Here is a 17,249-nt window from a genome sequence, read left to right as displayed (position 1 = left end):
GACAGCTTAGTAAGCGCCTTTTTACTGCGTAGAAGAAAATCTTAAATCGCTTCTTCATCTTCCTCAGCAGTACGAATACGTATTACACGCTCAACATCAGTGACAAATATTTTACCGTCACCGATTTTTCCTGTTTGTGCCGTTTTTACAATAACTTCAATTGCACGGTCTACATCTTCATCAGTCAATACAATATCAAGTTTTACTTTAGGTAAAAAATCAACCATATACTCTGCGCCACGATATAACTCAGTGTGACCTTTTTGACGTCCAAAGCCTTTAACTTCGCTTACCGTCATACCTGTAATACCTACATCCGACAACGCTTCACGCACATCGTCTAACTTAAAAGGTTTGATAATTGCTTCTATTTTTTTCATATTAATTACTTTTGAAAGCTCCAGTTGCCTCGATTTTAGACAATCATGATGTTCATAGCAAACAAAGCGATTGAATTACGGTGATAAAACAACCGATCATGGTATAATTTATTGTATAAAAATAGCTATACTTAAATGACTAGCAGTAAATGAGATTAATATGAAAAACAAACAAAACGGATTCACTCTTTTAGAACTCATGGTAACCGTTGCTATCGTTGGGATCATTGCATCAATTGCGATTTGGAATAGCAGCGATATGCTAGAAGAAAATAGAGCTGAGAATTTTTTGTTGGAGTTAAAAAGAAATATTAGCTATGCACGCTCTCAAGCAGCAAGTACAGATGAAATAGTCGTTATATGTGCCGCGCAGCACGGTGAAGTAAAAAATCAAAATGACACAATGCAATGTCGTAATCGATGGGACAGAAATAAAATTATCATTGTATTCATTGATGGTGATAATAGCGGTCAATACAACAGCTCTACAGACTCTTTACTACGAGTTATGGAAAAAATAAGCCTTAATGACAAAATAAAATATACTGGTAATGATAGGAGATTACGGTTTAATACCAGTGGTCGAATAACAACGAACCCCGGTGATTTTGTATTTTGTCCTAATAATGGCAGTGAAAATAATAAAGCTTTAACAGTATCTCAATCTGGTACTTCTTTTTATACCGGTGATACAGCTCAGACTTGCGGTTAAAAAACATACAAATTCATCTTGTCATATTTGTATCATTTACTAGACTGAGTTAATCATTTATTAACTCAGGTCTTCAAGGATGAGATTATCAATATCAAAAAACAAGGGAGTGACACTTCTTGAATTAATGGTTTCAATGGCTGTTGTCATTGTAATCAGTCAATTATCGATGTGGTTTTATCCAGACTTCTTGGCTAAAAACCGATTAGATAACCATGTGAATCTACTACATCGAAATATAAATTATGGCCGCCTTTACGCAATTGAAAATGGTACTTACGTCACGCTTTGCGCACTAAAAGGCAGTCAATGTACAAAGGACGAGTGGGATGGTCAAATGTCACTATTTATCGATAAAGATAAATCAACGACTCTAGATGATGATGAGTTACTCTTAAGCACTTTCGAGGATGTCCATGATGCTGATACTTTAGAGTATCCGCGCAACGCCATTACATTTCGTCCAGATGGTTCTTTAAATGGTTTTCAAAATGGGACTTTTATATATTGCCCCAATAGCAATAAAGCCAATCTCGAAGGATTGGCTTTATCTGTAAGTCAAACGGGTAGAATTCGCATCAAATCAACTGATAAGTGTCAGAAGAAGTAATCTAGGCTATCGACCCCAACAATAATCAATATCAGAGTTACCTTTACTTCCTTTTGCACCTTTGAGGCCTGTGTCAGTAATTGTAAGCTCTTTACAATCGTTATCCCCCTTTACAGCACCGGCTATAGGCTTAGCTGTAATAGTGAAAGTATTGCTATCGACTACCTTTATGGATAGCTCAAAATGGCCATTTTCGGTCTTACTTTGCAATCCTAAATCAGTAAATGTCTCTGTATATTCCCTATTATCGACAAAATACTGCTCCTCCTTGTTTGCAGCATCTAACAATGCTGCAGCAGCTTCAGCGCGCGAAGCACGCTTTACATATTCAGTATAGTTAGGCAGCGCAATTGAAGCGAGTATGCCGACGATAGCAACGGCTATCATCAGCTCAATTAAGGTAAACCCGTGTTGTTTTTTCATCTAATTTCCTTAATTATTAACTTCGTCATTTTCTTCACGTTTATAGATATATGTTTGTTGGGTTTTAAAGCCAAACCCTACTGCATTGTCATTAACCAACACAACTTTACCATCAACAACAGTTAAACCAGGACCTTTTATTTCTACAGGTTTCATTGGATTTTCCGCATTTTCACCTTTAATACCAGGCCCAATTAAATAAAACTGACTTTCTTGTATTACGTCAACTGTTGGGTCGTCATCACATTTACCATCGCCATTACCATCTACACATGAAGGGCTTTCACCAAAGTATAACTGAGGTGTGTCTGGTACATCATAGCTGGTTGTAAATTTAAGGTCGTCATACACTTTAGTACCGTAATGTAAGTGAAAAGCGTATAAAGAACCACCACCACCACTTAGCGAACATTGATTTTCAGTCGATGTATCTGATGCAGGAGTGAAGCTTGTAAAATAGGCAACACCTCCAACAACTGTAGCAGCAGCTAGCGACTTTTCACCCGTTCCTAACTCATATCTCCAGCCATTAAATTTAGCCAAGCCCACTTCTAAGTCAACAAAATCATCAACGTCATCTAGAGCATTGCCAAATGGGTCTGAATTCATTTGCATCAAATCAGCAGGCACAATAGTATCTGGTGCATTCGTTTTATACGATTTAGTAACCGTATTTTCATCTCTGATCATAAACAATTGATCTTTTTCATTGGTGCCGGTTGGTTTTGAGCGATTACCACTGCCGATAACTATGGCATCATACGGTGTATCTAAGCGTGTTATAACGGTACTACCATTAACTGTTGACTCGCTTACTTTACTATAAATTGTACGTGCTACGAGTGGTTTATAGAAAAAGCGTCGGTCCTCAGTTGCTTTATTACTACCAAGCTCAGCTAATTTAAAGTGGCTAAACTCACTAGTATTACTACCAGGCATATCTATACGCCAAATATCTCCACCTGTATCTGCCGCATAAATTCGGTCTATATATCCATCATAATCTGAGTCAAGCGTGGTTATATCTGCAGCAATACTATGCTTACCTTTAAAGCCATTAATATCGGGTGTTAATGCCCATACTCTTTTACCTGTTTCGGCTTCAACAATATAGATACCTCGCCCTGTACCATCTTCACTACGGATAGCTGCGTCTTTATTAGTATCATAACCAGCACCAAAAACTAATAAGGGTTTATCCCCAAATGCTTTAATGTAGGCTATTTGTGGCTTTGACCAGGTTTGTGCAAGCTCTTTAAAATCACCTTTACCACCTTCGATTGGAGCGTCCCATAATTTTTTCGGTATGTTCGGGTTTGTTATATCAAGTCCGTAGTAATTTTTACCACCGCGACGCATCCCCGCAAAAGCCCACACTTTATCGTCGCCACTCGCATCAATAATACCGTCATTTAAACCATCACTATTTAAGTTTTTATTATCAAAATAAATACTAATAGGACCATCCATACCATATACTTTCGTATCGGCTTGATTTTCACGTAGAGGTTCAATAATGTTGTATAAAGCAGACGGTATAAATGCCCAACTTTCACTTACACTATCATCTGAATCCTTAAACATATGTAAAAAGCCAGCATTAGTTCCTATCAAAACTCGAATATCATCATTACCATAATCGATTGCAACAGGTTTAGAATGCAGAGGGTCACCAAAAATATCTTTGCGCTGGTCAACCTTAGACCCATCGCCATCTTCATCATCAACGTCTATACCCATTGCCCATTTGATATCATTACTCGATAAGCTTAGCGGATTGTTATCGACTAAATTGAGAATATCACTCACAACTGAGGTATTAAAATTTACTATAGATCCCTGATTGTCAGTGTATAAATTACGGCTATCTGAATCTAATGTCGTTAAATGAAGGTTCACACCACCTTGTGCAACTAAGTTACCATCTGCTGGCTCCCCACTTGGCAACCAAAATGTTTCTGCATTTTCGTCAATTAAACCATTCTCATCAAGTGCCGACAATCCTTTTGAGTCAACAATTTGATTCCCTGATACTTTCAGTTTTTTTAAGTTTCCACGCCAGCGAGCACCGGTTTCAGGGTAAAACATGGCAAAATAAACAGCATCCCGGCTACGAGTTTGATCTACATTATTACTCGCAACTGAAGGCGATGAAAAACTATCATTTACTTCTCTAATTCTTGAAATAGTATTTTTTAATGCTTCTGAAAGCGCTTCTGCAGTTCTTGCTTCTATATACTGCCCTCCACCAACACTTGCCGCCTTGTCTAGTAGAGCAATTCCCCCTTGACTCATTCCTGTACCAAAACCTATTGTGTATACACGGCCTGTATCTAATACATCACTTGTTGGAGTGTATAAATCCACTTTCGTGTCCGAGGTACCATGTAATATTTTAGCCATTGCAACTAAATAGCTTCCGCTATAGCGACCACTGTCAAAAGGGATGGCATCAGTAAAAAGGTTGTTATGGACAGCTGCAATTGAAGCGTCCCTTCCATCATCATTAGTTGGATCACCATCTGTCATTAAAATAATATTAATTGAGTTATCACAGCGTAATGGTTCACCATTACTCTGCTCAAAAGGTGATCTATAAGTTACATTGTTATCGATACTTTTATCTCGATCATTATAGAATCGACCATAATCAAGGTTTTGCCCTGTTATATAGCGATAAGCCTCCCATAATGTCTCTGTTATTGGAGTTCCACCACTGGCAGGTAAATCATCAATGTCTTGTAAAATATTTGATTTATTAGCTCCAACCTTAGCTACTACATACCCTCCAGCACTATCCTTAAATCGCATCAAACCAAAATCAATATCATCATTATCATTGACTAATTGTGTCATCGCATTTTTAGCTACATCGATTCTTCGGTCATGGCAATCTGCAACTGCAACGCCATTTACACCTATATAGCATTGCTCATTGTATTCATTATATTCTGGCTTACTTGCAAAGCATGTAACCTGTTGGTAAGCATCATATGTAACAGTTTGACGATTTCTGCCACGTCCAGTTGTCTCTTCATATTGATACTTTGTGTAACAGACTTGATCATCACCATTGATAACGCTCCAATCCATACTGCCAGAGGTATCAAATATCATTAACACTCTTGGATTTTCGTCTGTCTCTACATCATGATTTACATAAAGCTCAATATCCTCAGCGAATACCGACATACTTATTGTTAAGCCAAGCAAAGAGGCTAACACTTTGTTTAATTTAAATTTCATCTTAAATCCCCTTGCTTACGCTGGCCATTTCTTGTGCTATACCTGTAACAATAGTTAGTTCATGTTTACTTTTAGATCCATATTCTATTGTTGTGGCAACCTGTAACATATTGCACGATATACCTGCAGTAAAATTAAAGCGTCGAGGACATTCTAAATCTAGCGCCCCCTTGTTCAGGTTAGTCATTTTGCTTTGCATATCTGCATGATTTGCAATCACCATACCTTTGTCATCACCATCCGCGATTGCAGTTACTTCATCGGGAGTCAGGAAGAACTGATTATTAGCGCCTTGATTTGCCTCATCAGAGATCATGCGCTGCACTTCACCAATGAGTTCATTCTCGGCCACTTCGCGCTCTTGTGCTGCATTGGTAATTTTAATATCAATACTACTACTGCTCATAAGTGTCACAGCAATACCGGTCACTGCAATAACCATTATTAAAGCTGTAATTAGAACTACACCTTGCTGTTTTTTTTGTGATTGTTTTAGATACGCCATAAATTTGATCCAACATTATTTAATCGAATAGTAGTAGTAAACACAGTACGTCTGAAATTATCGGTAAATGTTAATACACGCTTATCTTCATCCTCACCTAATGTATAAGTTTGGTTTTTAATTTTAACTCCTGGGTCTGGTTGTAATGCGCGTATTAATAAAAAAACCTGAACAGTTAAAATACCTTTACGATTTTCCCAATCTGTATACTTCATATCTTGAATACTTCGGTAGGTATCTACACGATTATCACTGTTAGTATCAAGACCAAAAACAAACCGCATGTTCTCAACACCTTCCATAATAGTTTCTGTGTTGATGCTTCCACCAACCAGGCGCTTTCTCATTAATGCAGGTACAGTTAAATTTTTATTATTAACTTTATAAGTTTGTTCTGATAGATAATAAACATGATGGCTGTATGGCCAAACGGTTGCATTAACATTAAGAGTCGCAGCGTTAACCGTTCCACGGAAAAATTGAGCTTTCTCTTGCTCAGCTACAAAGTAGTTTTCATCGGCCTGAGTCTCATTAGTTACTGTATTAACTGTTAAACTCTTACCTTGTAAAAATTTTAATTGAATAATGTCAGTGCTTTTAATTGGATTATTTAGGCAGTTAAGCTCTTTTGATTCTCCAGCAACCTTTGCGTAAATAGTTCTAAAATTACTAGCTGTAGCAAAATCAGGAAAACTCCCATTATTTAATCCTTCAAAGCAGTCTGTTCCAGGGTTTGCTAGTGTATCTGTATTTACTGCAGTGAACGAATCGTCATAATAAGTTCCCCAAAAGCCAATTTGTTCAATATCACGTTGCATTATGTTAATTGCAAGGCGCCCTGATTCTTGAAGTTCACCAATAGTCATCGTATCTTTAGTGGTTACTTTCATACCTATATAGGTGAACATAACGCCACCTAGTATTAATCCACCAATAAATAATGAAATCATCATTTCTACAAGTGTAAAACCTTTTTGCTTCATGTTAGCTCCTAAGGTAAATGTAACTAGTTAAAACAACTAAGCGGCGCTTTTTGTCAGCCGTTCCACACTTTATTGCGCCAGTAGCATCATTTGCATTAAACTCTTGTCGACCTTGCCACGAAACAATTACTTCTAAATTAAATGCCTTACCACCCGAGCCAGCAACTGCTGTAGGTGCAATACATACGGTAGCACCATCTAAAGATCCCGTATTTTCTCGAGCCCTTATAGCTCTTTTCCACTGTTCGAGATCTAGAGCTGCAACCTGCGCTGCTGTACAAGTATTTGTAAAGCACGTTTGCGAGGTAGATGTTGAAGTTTCACTATTAAATGTTTGCGTATATAGAGCAGCTAATTGGGCGGTATCATTAGCACGAATACGCTGCACAATATCATTACCAAGCGCAACGGCGGCTGCACGCTGCATAGAGTCAAAGCTCGCCTGCTTTGCTTTTGCTTGTAAGGCAACTGCGCCTAAAAGGCCAAAACTAAGAATAATAAATGCAATTAACACTTCAATCAGAGTGAAGCCTCTTTGCACTTTTGTTTGAGATGACTGCATAGTAAAACCAAATAAAAATTATCTGATTATAAGTTTATGCTATTTATTTGAGGAATCAATGAGGACTAAGATAAGCGGTTATATTTGTTGATAAACGGTTAATTAAATTTGTTCATTCAATAAAGCTGTTGATAATTACACCTCAAATATACTTAAATCAGAGGCAACTTAATCACAGAGTAAGCGCCTAAAGCGCATTTTTAACTAATTTAAGCTCGCGGCGACTCACAGGCAATAACTCGCTACACCCTTGCAGCTCAATAATATGATGCCCATTGCCTTTTGAATGCAAGGCTATTACTTTTTGTTTATTAACTAACGTATTGCGGTGAACTCGTAAAACATATGCGGGATATTGCAGTTCTAATTGCTTTAAACTTTGCTCAAGTAAAGCCTCTCCACCCGAGAATATCATTTTGGTGTATTTTTCTTCTGCACTAAAGTACAAAACATCATTTATATCAACACTACGAAGAGTGCCAGCTAATTGATAAGACACTTTTACATTTTGTTGTTTTTGAATATGTACTTTATTTAAACGGCCTATTTGCTTAAGTACCTTCTGCAGTGATTGCTCTGTAATAGGTTTAACTAAATAACCTGCAGCACTTAACTGTAAAGCATCGAAGGCATGCTCTGGGTGCGCTGTTATAAACACAACTGCAGGCGGTAGGGTTAAACTATTGAGCTCATTAGCAACTTGTAAACCATTCATACCGGGCATATCAACATCTAAAAAAATTAAATCTGGCGTTTGCTTTTTAACAAGTACTAGGGCTTCTTTACCATTACTTGCCTCGCCTTGTACAACTATACTTTTATCATGTGCTAACAAACGGATTAAGCGAGATCTCGCCAGAGGTTCATCATCAACAATAAGTACATTCATACACTGCCCTCAATTAGTTTAGGAATAACGACCTTAACTCTAAACACATCATTTTTAGTAGTAATTGTTAGTTGCGCTTTATTTTTATAATAAATATTTAATCGCTGGCGAATATTTTCAAGCGCCATTCCGTTATTAGGCCTAGTTTGAGCATTAGTAATTGTTATAGGGTTAGAAACAATCATAGTTATATAGCCGGTAGTGATATGAAGCTCAACTTTTATCTCAGCACCATGCTCACTTGTTTCAACGCCATGGCATACCGCATTTTCAATTAATGGCTGCAGGGTTAAGCAGGGAATACTTAGTGCTGGCAGCTCATTGGGGATTTGCCAATCAACCCTTAAACGGTTACCAAAACGCCACGTTTCAAGTGCGATATATTGCTTACTCAGCGTTATTTCATCCGCAAGTAATACGTTTTTTCCTGAGTGCATTGCAGCCTGCGATAAGGCGGCTAATGCTAAAATGGCTTGCTCTGCCGCATCAGCATCATGATGGGTAAGCTCTGCAGCAGTGTTTAAACTATTATATAAAAAATGAGGACGTATTCTGGCTTGTAGGGCATCAAGCTCAGCACGAGATAGCGCCTTGGTTTGCTGCTCTTTTTCAAAATGAATTAATAAAAATTGGACAAATAAAGCTGCCAGTAAAGCCACTATAATACAATTACGAAGTGTAAAATAAATTAGATTATTTGTATCATCTATGTCAAAGGCAAAATGAGAAAATAGAATACTAAAAATGCATGTAGATAATAGAAAAGAGGAAAAAAACAGACTTAACTGAAAAGCTTGAGTACGGTTTTGTAAAAAGGATCTACAAAAATATAAAGAAGAGGTACCGACTAAAACAATTAAATGCATAAACAAACTAATGATCCCAAGTCGTAGCCAAATATCTCCTTCTACATTAGGTGCAAAAGCTAAAACAATAGCAATAACTTGAGAAACAATAAGCGTGGCTAATACGCCTCGCTCATTAAAAAGAGCCGAAAAAAGCAAACCATCATTTTGAAGTGACTTGCTCATAACGACTCTCCTTTAATCTAAATGTTTAATATATTTAAATTAACGTAGCTCTACAGGAACAGCAAATACTATATTTTCTACTTCACCTGGGTTCTCAACAACCTGTGTGCCACCAAGCTCTTTTAATCGGCTTATTACTTGTTGTACAAGTACTTCTGGCGCAGATGCTCCCGCAGTTACGCCAACTGATTTAGAGCCTGAAACCCACTGCTCTTGTACATCAGTTGCGTCATCAATTAAATAAGCAACTGTGCCCATTTTATCTGCAAGTTCACGTAAGCGATTAGAGTTAGAGCTATTTTTAGCGCCAACAACTAATAGCACATCAACTTTATCAGCTAAGTCACGAACAGCGTCTTGACGATTTTGCGTTGCATAACAAATGTCATCTTTACGAGGTCCGTCAATTGATGGAAACTTATTGCGTAGTGCATCAATAACATCTGCTGTGTCATCAACTGAGAGTGTTGTTTGGCTGCAATAAAAAAGATTTTCAGCATTTTTTACATTAAGCGCAACAACATCATCAACGGTTTCAACAAGATAAATGCCACCGGCTGAGTTATCATATTGTCCCATTGTTCCCTCTACTTCAGGGTGGCCATGGTGTCCAATTAAAATACACTCAATACCTTTACGACTCGCACGTGTAACTTCCATATGTACTTTAGTTACAAGCGGACACGTTGCATCAAATACTTTTAAATCACGACGTTTTGCTTCACTGCGAACAGCTTGCGAAACACCATGTGCACTAAAAATAACAATGCTGTCGTCAGGTACTTGATCAAGCTCTTCAACAAATACCGCACCACGACTTTTTAATCCATCAACCACATAGCGGTTATGTACTACTTCGTGGCGCACATAAATTGGCTTTTCAAAAATATCTAGGGCGCGCTCAACAATACTAATAGCACGGTCAACACCAGCGCAAAAGCCGCGTGGATTAGCTAGTAATATTTCCATTAACCTTCCACCTCAATAATATCAACTTCAAACGTTAAACGTTGGCCAGATAAAGGGTGATTAAAATCAATCGTTACCGACTCACCTTGCACTTCGCGAACTAATCCAGGAAGCTCAGTACCGTCAGGTTGAGTAAACGCAATTATTGCACCTACTTTGGCTGGTGTTTCTGGGCCAAATTTACTACGGTCAACGTAGTAAATATTATCTGGATTTGGCTGACCAAACGCATCTTCAGGTTCTAATTCAAACGTTTTACTTTCGCCTGCAGTTAAACCTAATAAACACTTTTCGAAGTTTGCCGTTAAACTGCCATCGCCCATTGTTAATTTAGCAGGTTTGTTGTGCACCTTGGTAGAATCAGCGGCAGAGCCATCTTCTAATTTAATAGAAAAATGGAAAATAACTTGCGAGTTTTCACCAATTACAGCTTGGCTCATGCTTTATGCTCCTTCGGACTCTCGCCGGTAAAGGCATCAAATAACAATAATGCTGCGCCAATACAAATAGCGCAATCAGCAATATTAAATACAGGAAAATGTGAGTCTTTATAAAATACGTGAATAAAGTCGATTACATAACCATACGCAATACGATCGTATAAATTACCAATAGCGCCTGCAAGTACCAGTGCATAAGCACCGCATAGTACTTTGTTTGTTGCAGGTAAGCGTTTTAGCCACCACACAAGCAAAGCACTAATAGCAATAGCAATCGCACTTAAAAACCAACGCTGCCAACCACCCGCTTCACTTAAAAAGCTATAAGCAGCACCATAGTTATGCACATAAGTAATACTAAAAACAGGGAGTAAGTTTATCGACTCTTGATAAGCCATAGTCCCTACAACAAGTGTTTTACTGGCAAAGTCTATTACTAATAGTAATAGACTCAACCAAAGCCACACTAAACCACTTTTTTGGGCTAGTTTGCTCACTAAGAATAACTCCTAAGCGAATTGACGCTTTTCGCCTTCGCCGTCAACATTACTTACACAACGACCACAAATTTCAGGATGAGCAGGGTTAACACCTACATCTTCACTGTAATGCCAACAACGCTCACATTTAGCAGCATCTGTTGCAGCAACACTAATGAATAAACCTTCAATTTCGGTAGCTTGTGTATCAGCTGGCTGACTATCAACTTCAGAAACATTTACGGCCGATGTTAATAATACAAAACGCAGTTCATCACCAAGCGCATTTAATTTAGCGGCAAGCTCTTTACCCGTAAATAAATTAACTGTTGCTTGAAGCGTTGCACCAATGACTTCTTCTTTACGTGCAGCTTCTAATAAACGGTTTACTTCGTCGCGTACTGTTAGAATTTCTAACCAGTCATCGTTACTAAATTGGCTATTTGTTGGCGCTTGTAAGCCATCATACCAAACAGATGTAAATACGTAGTTACTACGCTCACCCGGTAAAGCTTCCCAAATTTCTTGTGCGGTAAAGCTCATAATAGGTGCCATCCAGCGCGTCATTGCTTCTGCAATATGATAAAGCGCTGTTTGACAAGAACGACGTGCATGGCTGTCACTTTTAGCTGTGTACTGACGATCTTTAATGACGTCTAAATAGAACGAACCAAGCTCACCCGTACAGAAGTTCATTAGCTTTTGCGTTACTAATAGCATTTGGTAGCTATCGTATGCGGCTAAAATTTCGTCTTGCAACTGAGCAGCACGACCAACAATCCACTTATCAAGCTCAACCATATCATCAACAGCAACTTGATCAGTTTTTGGATCAAAACCATTTAGGTTAGCTAGTAAGTAACGGCTAGTGTTACGAATACGGCGGTAGCGATCGGCAGAGCGCTTAAATATTTCATCCGACACAGTCATTTCTGCCGTGTAATCGGTAGAGGCAACCCATAAACGTAGAATGTCGGCACCTAGTTTATTCATCACATTTTGTGGAGAAATAACATTGCCTAGCGACTTAGACATCTTGCGGCCGTTTTCATCAACGGTAAAACCATGAGTCAATACTTGGCGGTATGGCGCATGACCATTAATAGCCACTGATGTCATCATTGATGACATAAACCAACCACGGTGTTGATCAGAACCTTCAAGGTATAAATCAGCTGGACCAACTAGGTCTTCACGTGCGTCTACAACACATGCATGTGAAACACCTGAGTCAAACCATACATCTAGCGTATCTTGCACTTTCATGTATTGCTTGGCATCTTCTTCACCAAGTAATGTAGCTGGATCTAAATCGTACCATGCCTGAATACCAGATTTTTCAACTAGCTGTGCAGCTTGCTCAATGAGTTCTTGAGTATTTGGATGAAGTGCACCGGTATCTTTATCAGCAAACAATGCAATTGGCACACCCCAAGTACGTTGGCGAGATATACACCAATCTGGGCGGCTTTCAACCATGTTCGAAATACGGCTTTCGCCCCACTCTGGCAACCACTGCGTGTTTTTAATTTCTTTTAAAGAATCTTCACGCAAGTTAGCCTGATCCATACTTACAAACCATTGTGGTGTAGCACGGAAAATAATCGGTGTTTTATGGCGCCAACAATGTGGGTAACTATGAGTTATAACATGATGATGCATTAATGCACCGTGCTCTTTTAATACTTCAATTACGCTCGCATTTGCTTTAAATACATGCTGACCTGCAAAAAGTTCAGTATCTGGTAAATAAACGCCATTAGCGCCAACAGGGTTAGCTACTTCAAGGTTGTAATTTAAACCAGCCACGAAATCTTCTTGACCATGCCCTGGTGCTGTATGTACAACACCGGTACCTGAGTCAGTCGTTACGTGTTCTGCAACAATCACTGGTACATTAAAATCATAAAAAGGATGGGCTACTTGTAAGTTTTCAAGTGCAGCACCTTTTACATAACCTAATACGTGGAAGTGATTAAAACCAAAGCGGTCCATTGCATCTTTAACAAGCTCAGAGCCTAAAATTAGACGTTGTTGTACGCCTTCATCTTCAACCTGCACCAATGCATATTCTAAATCGGCATGCACAGCTACTGCGCGGTTTGCTGGAAGCGTCCACGGTGTTGTTGTCCAAATAACAGTACCAACACTGCCTTCACCTTTATGACCATCAGCCAAATCAAACGCGTTAACAACAGCATCTTGATCAACAAATGTAAAACGTACATCAATAGCAGGAGATTGCTTATCTTGATATTCAACTTCAGCCTCTGCTAATGCAGAACCACAATCTGTACACCAATGCACAGGCTTAGCACCTTTATGCAAATGACCTTTTTCAATAATACGACCAAGTACACGAATTGCATTCGCTTCAAAGTCAAAGTTCATTGTTAAGTAAGGCTTATCCCAATCTGCAAATACGCCTAAGCGTTTAAAATCAACTTTTTGACCTTCAACTTGTTTTTTAGCGTATGCACGGCATTTTTCACGAAACTCGCTCGCGGTTACTTTTACGCCCGGCTTGCCTACTTTTTTCTCAACCATTAACTCGATTGGTAAACCATGACAATCCCAACCTGGGACTAATGGTGAATCAAAGTCAGATAATGTTTTAGACTTAACAATAATGTCTTTTAATATTTTATTAACTGAGTGGCCTAAATGGATGTCGCCATTTGCATACGGAGGGCCGTCATGCAAAATAAAGGTCTTTTTACCTTTCTTAGCGCTGCGAATTTGACCGTACAGGTCGTCTTCATACCATGCTTTAAGCATTTTTGGTTCACGTTGTGCCAAATTGCCACGCATTGGAAACGGTGTTTCCGGTAAGTTCAAAGTATGTTTATAGTCGCTCATTTATCCTACATTCCGTCTCTATCGGCTACCTGATTTAAACCAAAACACTGCTTAGCGGCAGCAACATCAGTTGCTATTTGCGCCGTTAATTGTGTTAATGTCTCGAATTTTTTTTCATTGCGAAGTTTTTTTATTAACTCCACATGCATAAATTGTCCGTAAATATCCTGTGCAAAATCAAAAAGGTGAACTTCTAATAATGCACGAGTTCCATTAAATGTCGGCTTATTGCCTACATTTGCAACTCCAAAAATCTGTTTTCCTGCAATCGTTGCTTGCACTGCAAACACCCCGTTGACAGGACACACTTGGCGTTTTAGGGCAATATTTGCCGTTCTAAAACCGAGTTCACGTCCTCTTTTCCAGCCGTGTATAACACGCCCAGAAATAGCATAATCGTGACCAAGCATTGTTTTAGCACTTGCTAAGTCACCAGATGCCAAAGCATCTCGTATTAAAGTGCTGCTTACTCTAGCATTTAATTGACGAAAACTCGCGGTGCTTTTTACGTCCATGCCCGCTTGCTTGCCCATGCTAGCAAGTAAGTCAAAGTTACCTTGGCGCTGCTTTCCAAACTTAAAATCATCGCCAACAGTGAGAGCTTTAACACCTAACTTTTTAATCAAAATATCATTAACAAATTGCTCAGCATGCATGTTTGCAAATTGCTGATTAAAGCTAATGCAAATAACTCGCTCAATACCTAAATCACTAAGCAAACGTAGCTTATCTCGTAAGCGCGTTAGCCGTGCTGGGGCATTGTTTTTAGCAAAAAATTCTTGTGGCTGGGGTTCAAATAGCATTACAGTGCTAGACAAACTATGCGCTTTAGCATCAGTAAGTAAGCCTTTTAGTACTTCTGCGTGGCCTAAATGAACACCGTCAAAATTACCAATAGTTAACACACAACCAAAGTGGTGTGGGCGAATATTGTGTATACCTCTAATTAACTCCATGCCACCTAATGCCTTGTTTAGCGAGCTATTAATTACGACTAAAAATTAATTAAAGCCGCAGAGTTGCCGATTATAATCTTTTTTTTAGTTTGATTCAGTAATTGCTACACTTTTTATCGTATTTAGTCTAACGCCCATCAAAAATAGCATTGCAAAGTAACTAATACCTGCCAAAGCCACGAGTGCTATTAATAAGACTACCTGCTGTGTAAAAGCCCATGTAGCCCAGTAATAGTAACTGCTCACAAACCATGTAACAGCTCCCATAACCATACTTGCAACAACACATTTAAGTGTAAAGCGCATACTCATTGATGAAAACTGATACACATTTTCTTTTTTAAGCTGCCTATACAGCAAAAATGCATTACAACTAGCCGATAGCGAAGTAGCGAGTGCTAACCCTAAATAACCAATGAAAGGAGCCAACATAATATTAAATACCATATTCAGTACCAAGGTAATAATACCAATACGCACCGGCGTTTTAGTGTCTTGACGAGCATAAAAGCCAGGAGCAAGTACTTTAATCAGCATAAAGCTTACAAGCCCTACTGAATATGCGACTACGCCTAAACTTACTGCTTTAACATGATCAACACTGTCTTCTTTAAACGCACCATGGTCGAACAATACGGTGATAATAAGCGGGCTGATGATCATTAGACCTATCATTGCTGGTAGGCCTAAAAATATAACAAAACGTACCCCCCAGTCGAGGGTATGCTGAAAGTCACTACTTTTTTTACTGCTATGTAACCTAGAGAGCGCCGGTAAAATAACTGTCGCAATACCAATACCAAATAAGCCCAGCGGAAATTCAATTAAACGGTCTGAATAATAAAGCCATGCAATCGAGCCTGTCATCAGTAATGAAGCAATCATGGTATCAAGCAACAAATTAATTTGGCTAATAGATACGCCAAACAAAGCAGGAAGCATAAGTTTACGTACTTTTTTTACGTTTTCGTCTTGCCATGCCCAGCGTGGACGCGCCAACATTTTTGCACGGTATAAAAATGGAAGTTGAAACAATAACTGCACAACGCCACCAATAAATACGCCAATTGCGAGAGAATAAGCCCCGACACTAAATTTATCATGTAAAAAAATTGCACACGTAATAATAGAAACATTGAGTAAAACAGGTGTAAATGCAGCAACAGCAAAACGGTTATACACGTTCATTACCGCACCACTAAGCGCAACTAAGCTTACAAAAAACAAATAAGGGAATGTAAATTTAAGTAATGAACTTGCAAGTTCAAACTTTTCGGCATTGGGTCCGCCCTGCCACCAATCTATAAACCAACCGGTGCCAAACAATGCTGCAATAACGGGTGAAGCAACAACACCTATAATAGTGACAATCAGTAAAATGGTTCCTAATGTGCCTGCTGCTTGTGCAACAAAAAGTCTGACCTTGTCGTCGCCTTGCTGTTCTTTAATTTCACTCAGCACGGGTACAAATGCTTGTGCGAAGGCACCTTCTGCAAATAAACGACGTAAAAAATTAGGAATACGGTTAGCAAATAAAAAAACATCAGCCGCCGCACTTGCGCCTAATAAATTGGCAACAACAGCATCTCGAACGAGCCCTAAAATACGCGATATCATAGTCATACAGCTAACAATCATACCGGAGCGAAATAAACCTTTTGACACCTTAAACCTACTCAAAAATCCTCAAGATAGGTGATTATGCCACAGTCTTTTTTATAAATCGCTTTAAAGCACTAGGCTGGGGGTCTGTGCTTTGTTACAATGTCGGTATTAACTGCTAAAGCGGCAAATTGATGCTCGTTATATGGTGCAGTTTTTCTTGGATTGTTAAATTTAAATTGACATCCATGATAGAAACAGGCATATTCCACGGCCTTTAATTTAAGCTTTATTTTAAGATTGTTAGGAGCAAACCTTGGCTAACATCAAGTCTGCAAAAAAACGCGCTATCACAAGCGAAAAAAACCGTCAGCACAACGCAAGCCGTCGTTCAATGATGCGCACTTACTTCAAAAAAGTAATTGTTGCTATTGAAGCGGGCGATAAAGAAGCTGCACAGCAAGCTTTTTCTGTTGCTACACCTATCCTAGACCGTTACGCAACTAAGGGTCTAATTCACAAAAACAAAGCAGCTCGTCATAAGAGCCGTATAGCAGCTAAGATTAAAGCTCTATAATTTGTTTTTGATAGAATATAAAAAAC

The 17,249-nt window shown here is 38.8% G+C and carries 17 protein-coding genes; 3 read left to right on the top strand and 14 right to left on the bottom strand.

Annotation, left to right across the window (positions count from 1 at the left end; genetic code table 11):
* Positions 1–41 precede the first annotated feature (41 nt).
* On the bottom strand, positions 42–380 hold the full coding sequence (glnB, locus tag GQR46_RS05070) for a nitrogen regulatory protein P-II (RefSeq protein ID WP_002962211.1): 339 nt from the start codon (positions 378–380) through the stop codon (positions 42–44).
* A 160-nt stretch (positions 381–540) separates the two neighbouring features.
* Here glnB and GQR46_RS05065 point away from each other — a divergent pair, with 160 nt between their 5' ends.
* Entirely contained in the window at positions 541–1,092 is a 552-nt protein-coding gene (locus GQR46_RS05065; RefSeq protein ID WP_007581379.1) for a GspH/FimT family pseudopilin, read from the top strand.
* 79 nt (positions 1,093–1,171) lie between these two features.
* Positions 1,172–1,702 carry a GspH/FimT family pseudopilin gene (locus GQR46_RS05060; RefSeq protein WP_165729057.1) on the top strand — a complete coding sequence of 177 codons (531 nt, stop codon included), beginning with the start codon at positions 1,172–1,174 and terminating at the stop codon, positions 1,700–1,702.
* Between the two features lie 6 nt (positions 1,703–1,708).
* Here GQR46_RS05060 and GQR46_RS05055 read toward each other — a convergent pair whose 3' ends face one another.
* The 13 genes from GQR46_RS05055 to murJ all read right to left on the bottom strand — a co-directional run bounded on the left by GQR46_RS05055 (position 1,709) and on the right by murJ (position 16,709).
* The gene (locus GQR46_RS05055; protein WP_024589416.1) at positions 1,709–2,125 is read right to left on the bottom strand and encodes a type IV pilin protein; all 417 of its coding nucleotides are present in this window, start codon (positions 2,123–2,125) and stop codon (positions 1,709–1,711) included.
* Positions 2,126–2,134: 9 nt separating this feature from the next.
* Positions 2,135–5,371 (bottom strand): PilC/PilY family type IV pilus protein, encoded by a 3,237-nt coding sequence (locus GQR46_RS05050; protein WP_165740230.1) that lies wholly within the window; start codon positions 5,369–5,371, stop codon positions 2,135–2,137.
* Position 5,372: 1 nt separating this feature from the next.
* Entirely contained in the window at positions 5,373–5,876 is a 504-nt protein-coding gene (locus tag GQR46_RS05045; protein ID WP_024589418.1) for a hypothetical protein, read from the bottom strand.
* Positions 5,864–6,859: a PilW family protein gene (locus GQR46_RS05040; protein WP_007581375.1), complete on the bottom strand. Its 996-nt coding sequence runs from the start codon at positions 6,857–6,859 to the stop codon at positions 5,864–5,866. Before GQR46_RS05040 ends, GQR46_RS05045 begins: the two co-directional genes overlap by 13 nt.
* A gap of 1 nt (position 6,860) precedes the next feature.
* A complete protein-coding gene (pilV, locus tag GQR46_RS05035; RefSeq protein ID WP_165740228.1) occupies positions 6,861–7,421 on the bottom strand; it encodes a type IV pilus modification protein PilV in 561 nt (186 codons plus the stop codon).
* A 187-nt stretch (positions 7,422–7,608) separates the two neighbouring features.
* Positions 7,609–8,310 carry a LytTR family DNA-binding domain-containing protein gene (locus tag GQR46_RS05030; RefSeq protein WP_165740226.1) on the bottom strand — a complete coding sequence of 234 codons (702 nt, stop codon included), beginning with the start codon at positions 8,308–8,310 and terminating at the stop codon, positions 7,609–7,611.
* Positions 8,307–9,341 (bottom strand): histidine kinase, encoded by a 1,035-nt coding sequence (locus tag GQR46_RS05025; RefSeq protein ID WP_165740223.1) that lies wholly within the window; start codon positions 9,339–9,341, stop codon positions 8,307–8,309. Before GQR46_RS05025 ends, GQR46_RS05030 begins: the two co-directional genes overlap by 4 nt.
* 39 nt (positions 9,342–9,380) lie before the next feature.
* A complete protein-coding gene (gene ispH / locus GQR46_RS05020; protein WP_007581370.1) occupies positions 9,381–10,310 on the bottom strand; it encodes a 4-hydroxy-3-methylbut-2-enyl diphosphate reductase in 930 nt (309 codons plus the stop codon).
* Positions 10,310–10,750 carry an FKBP-type peptidyl-prolyl cis-trans isomerase gene (fkpB, locus tag GQR46_RS05015; protein WP_002958231.1) on the bottom strand — a complete coding sequence of 147 codons (441 nt, stop codon included), beginning with the start codon at positions 10,748–10,750 and terminating at the stop codon, positions 10,310–10,312. Before fkpB ends, ispH begins: the two co-directional genes overlap by 1 nt.
* Complete coding sequence (lspA, locus tag GQR46_RS05010) at positions 10,747–11,247, bottom strand: signal peptidase II (protein WP_007376920.1); 501 nt, start codon at positions 11,245–11,247, stop codon at positions 10,747–10,749. The genes fkpB and lspA overlap by 4 nt, the downstream gene beginning before the upstream one ends.
* Positions 11,248–11,259: 12 nt before the next feature.
* Positions 11,260–14,088 carry an isoleucine--tRNA ligase gene (gene ileS / locus GQR46_RS05005; protein WP_165740221.1) on the bottom strand — a complete coding sequence of 943 codons (2,829 nt, stop codon included), beginning with the start codon at positions 14,086–14,088 and terminating at the stop codon, positions 11,260–11,262.
* Positions 14,089–14,093: 5 nt separating this feature from the next.
* On the bottom strand, positions 14,094–15,044 hold the full coding sequence (gene ribF, locus GQR46_RS05000) for a bifunctional riboflavin kinase/FAD synthetase (protein ID WP_024607280.1): 951 nt from the start codon (positions 15,042–15,044) through the stop codon (positions 14,094–14,096).
* Positions 15,045–15,128: 84 nt separating this feature from the next.
* Entirely contained in the window at positions 15,129–16,709 is a 1,581-nt protein-coding gene (gene murJ, locus GQR46_RS04995; RefSeq protein ID WP_010555111.1) for a murein biosynthesis integral membrane protein MurJ, read from the bottom strand.
* A gap of 253 nt (positions 16,710–16,962) precedes the next feature.
* Between murJ and rpsT the strand changes: the two genes are divergently transcribed.
* The gene (gene rpsT / locus GQR46_RS04990; protein WP_002958225.1) at positions 16,963–17,223 is read left to right on the top strand and encodes a 30S ribosomal protein S20; all 261 of its coding nucleotides are present in this window, start codon (positions 16,963–16,965) and stop codon (positions 17,221–17,223) included.
* The last annotated feature ends 26 nt before the right edge of the window (positions 17,224–17,249 follow it).

The organism is Pseudoalteromonas sp. Z1A6, assembly GCF_011378745.1.
In the GTDB taxonomy this organism is placed as follows: domain Bacteria; phylum Pseudomonadota; class Gammaproteobacteria; order Enterobacterales; family Alteromonadaceae; genus Pseudoalteromonas; species Pseudoalteromonas arctica.
This window is presented reverse-complemented; position numbering and strand designations above follow the sequence as displayed.